Source organism: Photobacterium sp. S4TG1, from assembly GCF_036040035.1.
GTDB lineage: Bacteria > Pseudomonadota > Gammaproteobacteria > Enterobacterales > Vibrionaceae > Photobacterium.
The window spans coordinates 151,251-163,851 of sequence record NZ_JAYXUH010000005.1; the positions used below are offsets into that span (position 1 = coordinate 151,251).

Consider the following 12,601-nt stretch of genomic DNA (forward strand, 5'->3'; position numbering starts at 1 on the left):
CATATTAAATTTTAAGGTTTTATTTTTATGGATACAGAAACAAAGCTTGCAATAAATGAAATGGTTGAAAAGTACAACCCCCATACTGTAATTCTCTATGGCTCAAGAGCTAGAGGAGATGCATTCGAAGAGAGTGATGTGGATCTTGCGTGCTTTGTTGATGGGTCGGAAATGTTTGAAGATACGAGGTACCATCATGGCGTATTTATTGATGCTTGGGTATATCCGACAGAGTTGATGAACGAGGTTGTTGAATTTATAAAACTGCGTAAAGCGTGCTGTGTTATCGATAAACGAGGTCTTGGTCAAAGATTAGTACGCGAAGTTGAGAAAGAATATCAAAAAGGTCCATCTCCGTTAAGTCATTTAGATAAGAAGAATTTTATCGAGTTAAGGCAGAAAATATTAAAGCAAGCTAGTAAAGGAGGGCTTGAGGGAAATTATAGAAAAGCTTGGCTTCAATCTGATCTTTTACCGTCGTATTTTATATTACGCGGACTTTGGTATTTCGGATCAAAACAAAGTTTCTCATGGCTTGAAGCGAATGATGAGGTTGCATTTGAACTTTTTTCTGATGTATATGAAGAACCACAGGATATTGAAAAATTGAAGAAATTGACTGTATTTGTTATAACGGTGTAGCTGATTGGAATATGCATAAATTAAATATCAACACTTCCAATTACGTTAGAACTCAAGCTTAAAAAACTGCCTTCTATTATGAAAGAGGTAAATTTAGTTAGCTACAGTTGCCACTACTCTGCGCAGCGTTATGGCTCTATTACTCATAAAGGAATAGTGATCATGCAATTAGAGCCATTTAAGACAGGGATTATCTTGAAGACGGAAAGATACCAAGAATGTCTTACGTTTTATTCTGAAATTTTGGGCTTAAAGATTATTTTTGATAAAACAGAGGGGGATTTTGCTATGTCTGAATTGGCATTTGGAAATTCCTATCTACTTATAGAAACTGGAGGTCAATATTCACCATTGCCTAAAGGTGTCGATAAAAATCCAATAATAATTAGGTTTGATGTAGCGGATGTCACTCAAGTTTTGGCTTTATTTGAATTACATGGAATTAAAGCCGAGTATTACACTTTTGATTGGGGAAAGATTGTATTAGCATATGATCCTGATGGTAATCCGATAGAATTTAAGTCAGAACCATAATAGATGAAGCTACAATCACTCAATAGTTTCAAAGTAGAACTTGTAATCACGAACACCATCTATATGAATGCCTTTTTCTCTTAACTCAATATATTGCTGAATCTTAATGGTTCTAAAATCCATTGCTTTTAGTGCCAGAATTATTCGAAGTTCATCCATTGGACGCGATTTAGCATCAGAACTACAGCTACCACAAACAACATGTGCTTTTTGTTTAAAACCAACCTGATTAAGCCAGTTAAGATCTTTGGTTTCTTTACGTGTGCCACAAAAATAACAACGATTCTGCTGTTGTAATACCGCCTGTTCCCTTAATGCTTTAGGACTTGATGATTTGGCTGGTGGGGGAGTGTTCGTCTTTTTATTCTGACTGAACATAGAAAGCTGAACGACATTAGACATTTGAATTACTCTTACTAACTAAGGGATAGCGCATATAACAGAATATTAATGCCGTGCGCCTTTATATTTTATTGCTTGTGTATTCGGTGAGTCAAACTATCAAGCATGCGTAATGATGATCTCTTGATTATCAACCCGTTGACGCTCGCCATAAATACCTTCATCTGTACGTTTGCCACAGCTAACAATCATGGTAATTTCATCGCTGCTTTTAAGGCCAAGTAAAGCTTTCGCACGTTTAGAGTCAAATCCTTCCATTGGACACGTATCATAGCCTTCGGCACGCATTGCCATCATAAATGTCATTGCTGCCAGTGAACTGCTTTTGTGCAAACAAACCCGTAAATCTGCTTTACTCACTTCGCGCATCATCGGCTTGTTTCTACCTAAAAATGCGCAGATCAAGCGACGACCTAAGCCCAAAAGACCAAATCGGTCGTTGCGATACACAAACGGGATCAGCTTTTCGTAATATTTAAGAGCGCGTTTAGAGGCTTTATCATCACGGCCTTTAAACATTTCTCGAATGTGGGCAGCATTGATACGTGTGCGCTGTTGCCATTTATCTGGTGTGATCACAAACGCGACTAATTCATTAGCGGTTTTAGCTGCATTTTGACCCATACAAAGCGTGGCTAATTGTTGGCGTTTATCATCATTAATCACGCGGTGGAACTGCCACAGCTGCATGTTGGAACTGTTAGGTGAAAGGGCGGCTAATTCTAAAGCACGAGCAACTGCTTGATAATCAAACTCGGCCGTTAAATCATATTTACGTACCGAACGGCGACTGTGAACTAAAGAGGAAAAATCGTAAGGTTGAGAAATAGATTCAGACATGATGAGAATGAGTATTAAGTAATAGATAAGTATGTTTTTACCTATATTTGATTTAATTAGCAACTTCTGTCGCCATGTTTGTGTTGGAATACAAAGTTTGATGCAAGAAAAGAGGAAAGACTGGCTGATACTATAAAGCTATAACATCAACCAGTGTTATTAATGATCACTCAGGAGTCACAATGGTTTGGGGGAACACATTGCAGACAATGTTCATTAACCTTGTCAGTACATTAAACGCCACAGAGTTAACATGCGTAATTTTACTCTGTGATGACACGTTTTTGTTTTGACATGTTCTATTTTAAGTTAAAGTAGAGAAGTTAAAAGAGCATAAATTAATAAATAAGGTTCCCCTTTTTATGAGTGGTCAACGTCTTAAATTGCAATTTCAACGTCTTTATAATCACTTCAGCGGTGATAGCACCGAGACTAATTTACAAGATATCTCTGAAGTCTTATTTTGCACGCGTCGTAACGTGCGAATGGTGATCAATAAGATGGTTGCAAAAGGCTGGATTGACTGGCAACCTGCCGTGGGGCGAGGTAAGCAGTCACGGCTCATTTTTAATAATACAGACAGTGAGTTACAGCTTAATCATGCCCGTAAATTGGTTGCGGAAGGAAAGCTTGAACCTGCATTAGTTGCCTTAGATCATAACGCTGAAAAATTGGTACAATTGATTCAAGAACAGTTAGGTATTTCACATCATCAAGGTAAGCAAATTGTTCGTTTACCTTATTATCGTAGCTTTGAAAATATCACACCTTTAAAGCCGTTACGTCGTTCGGAACAACATCTTGTAAGGCAAATTTTCAGTGGTCTAACGCAGCTAAATGAGGAAAAAGGGGAACAAGAAACCGTTATTGGCGATATTGCTCATTCATGGGAAGCAATAACACCCCGCCATTGGCGCTTTTATTTACGGCCAGCCATTCGGTTTCATGATGGTCGATTACTTGATAGTAACGATATTTTTGCTACTTTTTCAGAAGTGAAGCAACTGGCTTTATTTGCACATATCGACAAAGTGTCGTCACCATTTATTAATATTATTGATTTTTACCTGACTCAAGATGATTTCCGTTTTCCTGATTTATTAGCCAATACCTGCGCAATGATTCAGCCGGCTAATTATGCATCGTTGCCTAATTATGAAAAGTTTCCTATTGGTACAGGTCCTTATAAAGTCGCGGTTAATGATAAACAACGATTTAAGTTGGAAGCGTTTGAGCATTACTTTGGTTTTAGAGCGTTAAGTGATGTGGTTGAAGTGTGGATATTAAATCATTTTGCGGCGTGTTATTTACAACCGACATTGGGGGATAAACTTGAGCAACATGTTCATATTTCATCACGTTTATCTATGGATCAAGGCTGTACCTTCTTATTGTTGAACCGTATTTCTGGTTTAGCGCAAGATCCTCAGTGGTTACGTTATTTTCAATCGCGGTTATATAGTTTAAATGTGATGCGTGAGATGGATTTAACACAGGTAGGGGATTTTAAGCTGTTTAATGCTTATGGGTTATTACCTGGTTGGATTCATACGCAACAATTACCTGAAGCTGTTGTTATACCGCATAAAAGAGTGGTGACATTGGCTTATCAACATGAGCATCCCATCTATCCGTATGTTGCTTCTTTGATTGAAAAAATCCTGATGAAAGATGGTATTCGGCTCAATATAATGGAATTAAGCTATGAAGATATCGTACTAGGAAAACACGCTGAAAAAATTGATATTTGGCTTAATGGCATGAGTCTGGGAAGTAATCGTAGTGATGCTATTTTGGCATGGTTACATAATTTTAATCATATTAAGCGTGTGATGCCGAGCGTTGAATTTAAGCAATTACAGCAGGTGATCAGTGAATGGCGTTCAACGTCAGCCGCTAAGTTCCCTAGTGATATTATTGGCGAAACATTATCGCAGACAGGGCAAATTATACCACTTTTCCATAATTGGCTTGGTGTTGATGATAACGTACAACTACAAGGAATGGAGTCGAACTTACTTGGTTGGTTTGATTTTAAATCTGTATGGAGTAAGCCCCAGTCATCGCAACAATAATGGCTTTAATATTTAAGATTTAGGTGTTGTTGTGCCGCCATAAAAATAACATGTAAATCGATCAAATCACGACTTTGTTGTTGCCAGTGCAGTGGTTGCTGGCATTGGCAAAACTTTAATAAGGTCACAATGATGCTATCAAGCTTTTTTAAGCCCCAACGTTTTGTGGTAGCACTTTGCTGCGGGTCACAGATAAGCGCTTGTAACTTGGCATAAGGTAATTGGAGATAGGTAAAAGCAAGATCGGGCTGTTGTTGACGATGAAATTGACTGATTTTTTTGCACCCATCAAGCCAATAAGCCAATGCTTCTTCATATTTATGATTATCTTGAGGCATCTCTGGTGCGGTAAATAAACTCGCAGGGGTAGCGCTAATGATTGCGATAAGAAGTTCAAGATTATGTGGATTATTTTCGCTGTACCATGTTTTTATGGTGACAACCCATAATTGTAAATCATCCATATATTCATCCTTGTTTAGCGATTGAAGCATCAGTATATATGTAGTGGTGTGGCGTTTTATTTAATATTGATACTACATATAAGCGTAGTTTAGGATCGTAAAAGCGAGGGGGAATTTTAACGTTTCTTTAGTGGGTTGTGATGTATTTCTAAAATTAAAATAAAGCCCATATTCATAGCTGCGAGATATGGGCTATTCGTTTTCGTCAGCGAATTAATCGTTTATTACAAAGCGCTTTTTAGTGCTGCAATAAAAGTGTCAATATCGGTTGTTGTGATATCTAGGTGAGTAACAAAACGCATTGGATTTCCGCCACTGATTAAAATGTTTTGTTGTTTTAACGTTTCGATCAGTTGGGGTTGATCAATGTGTTGCTCGACCTTTGCAAACGCCATATTAGTTTGAATGTGTTCTAAGTTAACACTAAATCCATTAACAGTATTTAACTGCTCAGCTAAGTAACGCGCATTATGGTGATCGTCAGCTAAACGCTCAACATTTTCAGTTAATGCTAATTTACCCGCTGCGGCAATAATACCCGCTTGGCGCATGCCACCACCCAGCACTTTACGCCAGCGGCGAGCTTTGGCAATCAAGGCTTTGTCACCCAGTAATAAAGAGCCAACAGGCGCACCTAAGCCTTTAGATAGACAAATCGTAAAAGAATCAAAGTATTTGACGATTTCTGTAATATCCACATTCATGGCAACAGCAGCATTATAAACGCGCGCGCCATCAAGGTGCATTTGTAAGCCGTGTTGATTAACAAACTCACGCGCTTGCTGAATGTATTCTAATGGCAACACTTTACCATTGATGGTGTTTTCAAGACTAAGCAGTTTAGTACGTGCAAAGTGTGGGTCTAATGGCTTTATAGCAGCCGTTAGTTTTGAGAATGGAATGCTACCATCAACATCATTTTCTAGTGGTTGAGGCTGAATTGAACCTAATACTGCTGCGCCGCCACCTTCAAATTTATAGTTATGTGCTTGTTGGCCACAAAGGTATTCATCGCCACGGTCACAATGTGCCATCAATGCAAGTAAGTTGGCTTGGGTGCCTGAGGTGCAATAAATAGCAGCTTCAAAACCATGACGTTCTGCGGCCCATAACTCAAGATCGTTAACGGTTGTGTCGTCACCATAAACATCATCACCAACAAGGGCAGAGGCCATGACTTGGCGCATTTTATCTGATGGGCGAGTTACTGTATCTGAGCGGAAATCTATCATTTAATTTTTATCTTCCTTTGTTATGTTTTTTTAATATATCACTGCGTTATTTGAATGATCTATAACAAAAGTTATCTTTCTGATGAACTTGATAGTATGAAGAATCAAGTATATGAAATGATAGAACTATTAATAGAAGTAAAATATCCCCAGTATCGACTTATGAATCTACACTTAGATATGTTATGTGGCTGGGTGTACTGCACTCATTTTAATAAGAGACAAGGAGAAAATGATGATGTTAATTGAGCAACGAAACTTTACCTTGTGCGGCAATCAGCAAGGTAATGCTTCTGTACGTGTTATTCCAACAGGGAAGCTAGAAGTGATAATGACGGAAAATGATGCCCTTTGTGAAGCGGATTTTTCGCAATTGTGGTTCAACAAAGCAGGTATGAAAACATTGCTAGTGTGTCGAGAAGCAGAGCAGGTTTGTTGGCAATTGGATCTCACTAATCAAGATGCAAAAGAGCTTCAATGTTTGATTGAATCAGCACAAGAAGATTTTGAAATTTTAATGCGAGCGTTGTAGGTTCTAGGAAAAAGAGATGGTAAAGAAAGTCAATTAAGCCCTACAAGCATGATTTGTTGTAGGGCTTGTTATGTTATAGATGATTATTGATAGCGAAGGTTTACTTTCGAGGAATGGGCAAATAAAGCATGGCTTTTAAACCACCAAGAGTACTATTGGTTAACACTAAATCACCACGGTAACTGTGTACTAACTCGTTAACGATATTGAGTCCAAGTCCTGTACCCGGAGTGTTTTCATCTAATCTAACACCACGTTTTAATACTTGTTTGCATTTTTCACGAGCAATACCCGGTCCATCATCTTCAATCACTAACACGATATTCCCATCTACAATAGGTTCTTGATAAACGCGAATTAAACTCGTTGCCCACTTATAACTATTCTCGATGATATTACCGATCATTTCATCTAGGTCACTTTTTTCAACCGCAATCACTACATCACTATCTAGCTCATTAACTAGCACAACTCCCCGATGCGCATAGACTTTATCCATCGCTAATGAAATGGCATCAATACGGTGTGATAATGCTGTTTTTGTTGCGAGAATATTCATCGTACCAGCCATACGCGCGCGGCCTAAGTGGTAATCAATATGTTGTTGTAATTGTTGCAGGGCTGGGGCAAGTTTGGCCTGTGTAGTTGGATCTAATAGCGATACCTCATTATTCAAGATAGCAATTGGAGTTTTTAGCGCATGAGATAAATTACCCGAATGGTTTCTTGCTCGTAGCAGTAGCTCTTGATAGTGAAACAACAGTGCATTTAGATCATCAATCACAGGCTGAATTTCAACAGGATAAAGCCCTGTAAGCTCAGTTGAATGACCCTCTCGAACTTCGATAAGGTTTTTACGAAGTTTACGCAATGGCCATAAGGACCAACTTACTTGTAACGTTGTGAGGACTAAAATACCAATGGCCATGATGATGAGAATAACCCATAAACCATGAGTCAATTGTTGTAATGTTTTAATGAGTTTATCTTGATTCACCGCAACGGATAATTCAATCGGGTAATCACTGTCGGGTAAGCTAAATTTACGTTTTACAACAATTAAAGACTGATTGTTAGGCCCTTCAAAGCCTTTTTTGGCATTGCCTCTTATCGTGGTATCCCACAATGAACGCGAACGTAATACTTGGTGATTAAGCTTTAATGACCAATATAAACCGCTGTATGGAAAATTAAAGCGAGGGTTAGATAGACGACCATCAACAAACAATTGACCGTGTTTATCAATATCGACTTGGGCTGTAATTTGATCCATGTAAAGATAGAGCTGTGATTTCTCTTGTTCAATTAAGTAGGTTTTTATAAAAGTAGGAACAAGGTAGCCCGCTGCTAATGTAATCGCCAATAACCAGACTGCTGCAGCAATCAGCAGTCGGTTACGAATACTGGGTTGACGATTTTTAGGTAGGTTAATTAGCATTGATACGATATCCAAGACCACGTACTGTCTTGATTACATCATTACCAATTTTGCGGCGAATACGGCCAATAAACACTTCAATGGTGTTTGAATCACGGTCGAAATCTTGCTTATAAATATGTTCAACTAGTTCAGTACGCGAGATCACTTTATCAGTGTTATGCATTAGGTATGACAGCACTTTAAATTCAAGTGCGGTTAAATCAATGATATTGTCTTGCCAGGTTACTTTTGAGGTGCGGGTATCTAAGCTTAAATCACCAGCCTGAATCACGGGTGATACATTACCTGTTGCACGGCGTAATTGGGCGCGTACGCGTGCCACTAACTCGACCATTTGAAAGGGTTTGGTGAGATAGTCATCTGCACCTGCATTTAAGCCATCAACACGTTGTGTTAGCTCATTTCGTGCACTTAGGATCACGACAGGGCAGTTAACGTTTTCTTCACGAATGCCTTTTAAAACGGTAATGCCATCTAGTTTGGGTAAACCTAAATCAAGCACAATCGCATCCCATGGCTCTGATGTTGCACGGTAAAGTGCATCAATACCATCTATGGAGTGCTCAGCAACCCAACCGTTTTGTTCTAAACCTGCGACAACTTGTTCGCCTAATGTTACATCATCTTCAACAACTAGAATTTTCATTTTGGAACCTTAAGGACGCTTTCAAGATGGCGACCTTTTATTTCTATCATTTTAAGAGTACGGGCTTCATACTCGACTTTTATTATATTGTTATTACCATCAATAAGCTTTAATTCGTAGATCCATTCATCATCATCTTTGTCTAATTCAACGCGAATAATACGAGCTAATAACTGCTGCTGTACTTTATGTTGCAGTGCAGAAAAAGGCTGAATGAGTCCTTGGGCTACTGCATCCATAACATTATCGTGATGTTCATCTATATCAGCACTAGGGGAGGCAAACACCTGACAACTTATGAGACTGATAAATCCAATTAGATATAAATATTTGTAATGTTTTTTCATATTTATAACTGTAACCAAGTAGCCATGAATGGAAAATGAATAGTACTATTATAAATGGATTCTTTAATTTGTAAGCCTTTAAATTTTTTCACCTTTTCAATGTTATAACATAACGTGAGGTATTAGCATTTTATATCAACTAATGCGATAATCACCGTAATTAAGCAAGCCCTTTATTAGTATAGTGACAATAGGTTTATTAGCATGGCTTCAACAGCAGCAGCACTTCATATTCTGGTAAAACATAAAGAACAAGCCGATGATGTTTTAGAGCAACTTAAAAAAGGTGCAAAATTTCAAACGCTTGCTAAAAAATATTCTACTTGTCCATCAGGTAAAAGAGGTGGCGATTTAGGTGAGTTTAAAAAAGGTGCGATGGTACCAGCATTTGATAAAGCCGTATTTAGTGGCAAAGTGCTAGAGCCTATCGGCCCGATTAAAACAAAATTTGGTTACCATATTATCAAGGTTTTATACCGCACATAGTTTATGATACTAATTGGCAGGTTCTATGCCTGCCATTAGTGCTTAATTGCCATTCTTCTTGCTCTGTTGTTACTAATCACATCTTTAATGTTGAGCATTTAAACACGTTTTTTAAAATGACTTTAGTCGATAATTATTACTGCTATTAATAATTAGAGTAATTAATCTAACTAAATATCAGTTTAGTCGATGTTAAAAATAGACATACGATCAATATCGTATTTATTCGAAGCGATCCTTAGCAAGGCTATATTTATAAATATATAGATATTCTTGCCCTTAAGGTAATTTATAAATAACTGTAAAATATGGATTTTTTTGTTTTTTATATTGATTTTAGCTCTATTTATTTTGATTCTATACTTATTGATAATGCTACATGTATTTATATGTTTGTAATGTATTTAAATGGTGATAAAAGGATTTAAATCTTTTTTTGTAATCCATTTTGAGTATTTTTATGCGTAATGTTGTTGTCTTACTAGGCGCTTTATCTTTGGTAGGTTGTGGTGGTGGGGGGGATTCAGAGACTGAGCAATCGACGTTGCCAGAAATGACGAAGCCGATGGTGGTTAAACCAACTGAAGTAAAAACTATAATCAAACCCGCAATAGATAAACCGATAATAGTAGTCAAACCTGTTGTAAAACTTGAACCGGAAGTTGCTGTCGATCCTAAAGATACCGCGATAACATTCTTTCATGTTGATATGTATCAAAATGGTAGCGCGAGTATAAAATATGTTGCAACAACGGCAGATCATCAACTTGATGAATCGACTGTTAATGTATTTAACCAGCATCTTGAGTATGAAGATAAAATCTCTCATAAATTAAAATATAAAGATGCTAATGGTAATGTGCATACTGAATATTATATTGTTGATGTGCCAAATAAAGTAATAACGAAGGTTGATGAAAGTATTTTATACAATAATAATAAGTATAAAACATTTCATTACATGGATAGAAATGTTCAGTTCGATTTTAATTTAGAGAAAAACGAGCAAACTCGTTCACAATTTAATACAAAAGTTTTTGATAATGCTTTACATCAAATCGTGGTCATACCAACTAAAGTAACAACAACATATCTTGGTTTGGAAAAAATTGAGGCTGGTGGGGTTAGTTATAATTCAGGTAAATTTAAAACGGTTGAAGAAAATAAATCATTAAAGGCAGTTACAACAACGTGGTTTAATATAACTAATGGCGTCATCATTAAGCAATTGAAGAATACTTACAATACTGATAATAATACTGTTACTGAAGAGGCTATTGATATAGTTGATTCAAATATTGATTATAATGCTAGCACCGATCAAGCTGAATTAGCTAATTTTAAACTTGATTTTATGAATGGTGAATCGACCAGTAACAATGATATTAATCTATATACAAGTGCAAATGATCCAATTACAGTAAATGTTATTAACAATACCCTTCGAGTTGATGGTTATAAAAATAACAATACTCAATTTATGCCAGATAGTGTTGTAGATGTAACGCTTACTTCGTATTCAAATGGTATATTGTCAAGTTTTATCAGTAAAATTCAATATGCACGTGAGTGTGAAGTTAATTGCTTAGGTGCTGATATTGCAACTCGCTATATACTTGGTGTGAAACAGCGCTTTAATAAGAACAATAATAATCTTTCAGAATATGCTGGGAAATATGCTTGGTATCGAGCAAAGGATAGTCTGAAGCCAAGTAATTATTTTATTGTTATAAATGTAAACGCTAAAACATGCCAGATATCATCGAGAGTTAAACTTAATGCTTATGAGTGTGTCAATTTGGATGTTGATCCTAACAATGGTCAAATAACAGCGATTGTAATAGAAAAGGGCGAAGGAACGTATGGTTCGCTGTTTGCCTATATTAACGGTAAGAATAATGAATATATTACAGGTGTTGTTCGATCTAAAGGCGATAAGGATGATAGCGTAGATACATTTATCATTAAAAGTCGCTAAATAAAATTTAATTAAAGGTGTCATTTTTGACACCTTTTTTTATGGTGAATATAAAACAAAGCAATAGAATATCTATTATAATCTTAGGTATGATTGAGCTGTGAGCGATAAATATCAACTCAGAAGTATATTATACCGTGGATATATTCATATGAGATGAATTTATATTTGTAACTCATATTATAAATCTTATATTGTGTATAATTTTATTGAATGTGAAATTTATAAGGCATTTAATAAACAAAAATAATGAGGTGTATTATGTTTACAGTAAAAAAAGCAACATTAAACGATCTTAATAAAGTAGTACCATTATATAAAGAATATTTAACATTTTACCATGTTGATTATTCAGAGAAGAATCCACAAAAATATTTAGAAGAGCGTTTATCGAATAATGAATCAGTGATTTATTATATTGTAGATAAAGATGATAACTATGTTGGCTTCACTCAGTTATATCCATTATTTTGTTCATTAGAAATGAATCGTACCTGGTTATTGTATGATTTGTTTGTTGCCGAATCTGCACGTTCTCATGGTGTGGCTCAGTTACTCCTTAATCAAGCAGATGAACTTGCTAAAGAAACTGACGCATCGTTTATTATGCTAAGCACGGCTGTTGATAACCTTAAAGCTCAAAATCTATATGAAAAAAATGATTATGAAAAAGATGTCGAGTTTTTCACTTACTTAAAACATTTAAAATAAATCATCAGTATAATAATTTATTATTACTTACAATATACTAATATTATCTCTAATGATGATAAAAGCCTCAAAACTATTTCGAGGCTTTTTACTTCAGATTCATGATACCTTATTATTTTGTTAATTATTAAAATTTGAATGCCCGCATGTACCTATGACTCCTGCTTTTTATTCCCAAATTTTTTATTTCCACATAATTAAATAAAATTAATAATTTATTTAATTATCGCAAAATAATTATCTTTTTTAGCACATCTACCTATTTATTATG

General features: G+C 36.1%; 14 protein-coding genes. 7 read left to right on the plus strand and 7 right to left on the minus strand.

The window, feature by feature from the left end:
* Nucleotides 1-27 precede the first annotated feature (27 nt).
* Nucleotides 28-642 carry a nucleotidyltransferase family protein gene (locus tag VXS03_RS08855; RefSeq protein ID WP_327763288.1) on the plus strand — a complete coding sequence of 205 codons (615 nt, stop codon included), beginning with the start codon at nt 28-30 and terminating at the stop codon, nt 640-642.
* Between the two features lie 162 nt (nt 643-804).
* Nucleotides 805-1,176, plus strand: coding sequence for a VOC family protein (locus VXS03_RS08860; protein ID WP_327763290.1), 372 nt, complete (start codon nt 805-807; stop codon nt 1,174-1,176).
* 15 nt (nt 1,177-1,191) lie between these two features.
* Here VXS03_RS08860 and VXS03_RS08865 read toward each other — a convergent pair whose 3' ends face one another.
* Entirely contained in the window at nt 1,192-1,578 is a 387-nt protein-coding gene (locus VXS03_RS08865; protein ID WP_327763292.1) for a hypothetical protein, read from the minus strand.
* A 99-nt stretch (nt 1,579-1,677) separates the two neighbouring features.
* Nucleotides 1,678-2,418, minus strand: a complete 741-nt coding sequence (locus VXS03_RS08870) for a nitroreductase family protein (protein WP_327763293.1) — start codon at nt 2,416-2,418, stop codon at nt 1,678-1,680.
* Nucleotides 2,419-2,780: 362 nt separating this feature from the next.
* Here VXS03_RS08870 and VXS03_RS08875 point away from each other — a divergent pair, with 362 nt between their 5' ends.
* Nucleotides 2,781-4,493: an SgrR family transcriptional regulator gene (locus VXS03_RS08875; protein WP_327763295.1), complete on the plus strand. Its 1,713-nt coding sequence runs from the start codon at nt 2,781-2,783 to the stop codon at nt 4,491-4,493.
* A 5-nt stretch (nt 4,494-4,498) separates the two neighbouring features.
* Here the strand turns inward: VXS03_RS08875 and VXS03_RS08880 are convergent, their stop codons facing one another.
* Entirely contained in the window at nt 4,499-4,957 is a 459-nt protein-coding gene (locus VXS03_RS08880) for a hypothetical protein (RefSeq protein ID WP_327763296.1), read from the minus strand.
* Nucleotides 4,958-5,181: 224 nt separating this feature from the next.
* The gene (ltaE, locus tag VXS03_RS08885; protein WP_327763426.1) at nt 5,182-6,186 is read right to left on the minus strand and encodes a low-specificity L-threonine aldolase; all 1,005 of its coding nucleotides are present in this window, start codon (nt 6,184-6,186) and stop codon (nt 5,182-5,184) included.
* Nucleotides 6,187-6,421: 235 nt separating this feature from the next.
* Between ltaE and VXS03_RS08890 the strand changes: the two genes are divergently transcribed.
* A complete protein-coding gene (locus tag VXS03_RS08890) occupies nt 6,422-6,721 on the plus strand; it encodes a hypothetical protein (protein WP_327763297.1) in 300 nt (99 codons plus the stop codon).
* 100 nt (nt 6,722-6,821) lie between these two features.
* Here VXS03_RS08890 and VXS03_RS08895 read toward each other — a convergent pair whose 3' ends face one another.
* From VXS03_RS08895 to VXS03_RS08905, 3 genes are read right to left on the minus strand one after another with little or no spacing between them, the layout of a single operon-like run.
* The gene (locus tag VXS03_RS08895) at nt 6,822-8,159 is read right to left on the minus strand and encodes an ATP-binding protein (protein ID WP_327763298.1); all 1,338 of its coding nucleotides are present in this window, start codon (nt 8,157-8,159) and stop codon (nt 6,822-6,824) included.
* On the minus strand, nt 8,149-8,808 hold the full coding sequence (locus VXS03_RS08900) for a response regulator transcription factor (protein ID WP_327763299.1): 660 nt from the start codon (nt 8,806-8,808) through the stop codon (nt 8,149-8,151). The genes VXS03_RS08895 and VXS03_RS08900 overlap by 11 nt, the downstream gene beginning before the upstream one ends.
* On the minus strand, nt 8,805-9,047 hold the full coding sequence (locus VXS03_RS08905; RefSeq protein WP_232585121.1) for a PepSY domain-containing protein: 243 nt from the start codon (nt 9,045-9,047) through the stop codon (nt 8,805-8,807). The genes VXS03_RS08900 and VXS03_RS08905 overlap by 4 nt, the downstream gene beginning before the upstream one ends.
* Before the next feature lie 312 nt (nt 9,048-9,359).
* Here VXS03_RS08905 and ppiC point away from each other — a divergent pair, with 312 nt between their 5' ends.
* The 3 genes from ppiC to VXS03_RS08920 all read left to right on the plus strand — a co-directional run bounded on the left by ppiC (nt 9,360) and on the right by VXS03_RS08920 (nt 12,330).
* Entirely contained in the window at nt 9,360-9,641 is a 282-nt protein-coding gene (gene ppiC / locus VXS03_RS08910) for a peptidylprolyl isomerase PpiC (RefSeq protein WP_327763301.1), read from the plus strand.
* Nucleotides 9,642-10,101: 460 nt separating this feature from the next.
* A complete protein-coding gene (locus VXS03_RS08915) occupies nt 10,102-11,619 on the plus strand; it encodes a hypothetical protein (protein WP_327763302.1) in 1,518 nt (505 codons plus the stop codon).
* 261 nt (nt 11,620-11,880) lie between these two features.
* The gene (locus VXS03_RS08920; protein WP_327763304.1) at nt 11,881-12,330 is read left to right on the plus strand and encodes a GNAT family N-acetyltransferase; all 450 of its coding nucleotides are present in this window, start codon (nt 11,881-11,883) and stop codon (nt 12,328-12,330) included.
* Nucleotides 12,331-12,601: the final 271 nt, after the last annotated feature.

Excerpts from the sequence above, each read along its gene's own strand:
- VXS03_RS08920 (WP_327763304.1), top strand. The coding sequence starts at position 11,881 with ATGTTTACAGTAAAAAAAGCAACATTAAACGATCTTAATAAAGTAGTA.
- VXS03_RS08900 (WP_327763299.1), bottom strand. The coding sequence starts at position 8,808 with ATGAAAATTCTAGTTGTTGAAGATGATGTAACATTAGGCGAACAAGTT.
- VXS03_RS08915 (WP_327763302.1), top strand. The coding sequence starts at position 10,102 with ATGCGTAATGTTGTTGTCTTACTAGGCGCTTTATCTTTGGTAGGTTGT.
- VXS03_RS08870 (WP_327763293.1), bottom strand. The coding sequence starts at position 2,418 with ATGTCTGAATCTATTTCTCAACCTTACGATTTTTCCTCTTTAGTTCAC.
- VXS03_RS08905 (WP_232585121.1), bottom strand. The coding sequence starts at position 9,047 with ATGGATGCAGTAGCCCAAGGACTCATTCAGCCTTTTTCTGCACTGCAA.
- ppiC (WP_327763301.1), top strand. The coding sequence starts at position 9,360 with ATGGCTTCAACAGCAGCAGCACTTCATATTCTGGTAAAACATAAAGAA.
- VXS03_RS08880 (WP_327763296.1), bottom strand. The coding sequence starts at position 4,957 with ATGGATGATTTACAATTATGGGTTGTCACCATAAAAACATGGTACAGC.
- VXS03_RS08855 (WP_327763288.1), top strand. The coding sequence starts at position 28 with ATGGATACAGAAACAAAGCTTGCAATAAATGAAATGGTTGAAAAGTAC.
- VXS03_RS08895 (WP_327763298.1), bottom strand. The coding sequence starts at position 8,159 with ATGCTAATTAACCTACCTAAAAATCGTCAACCCAGTATTCGTAACCGA.
- VXS03_RS08890 (WP_327763297.1), top strand. The coding sequence starts at position 6,422 with ATGATGATGTTAATTGAGCAACGAAACTTTACCTTGTGCGGCAATCAG.
- VXS03_RS08875 (WP_327763295.1), top strand. The coding sequence starts at position 2,781 with ATGAGTGGTCAACGTCTTAAATTGCAATTTCAACGTCTTTATAATCAC.
- VXS03_RS08860 (WP_327763290.1), top strand. The coding sequence starts at position 805 with ATGCAATTAGAGCCATTTAAGACAGGGATTATCTTGAAGACGGAAAGA.
- VXS03_RS08865 (WP_327763292.1), bottom strand. The coding sequence starts at position 1,578 with ATGTCTAATGTCGTTCAGCTTTCTATGTTCAGTCAGAATAAAAAGACG.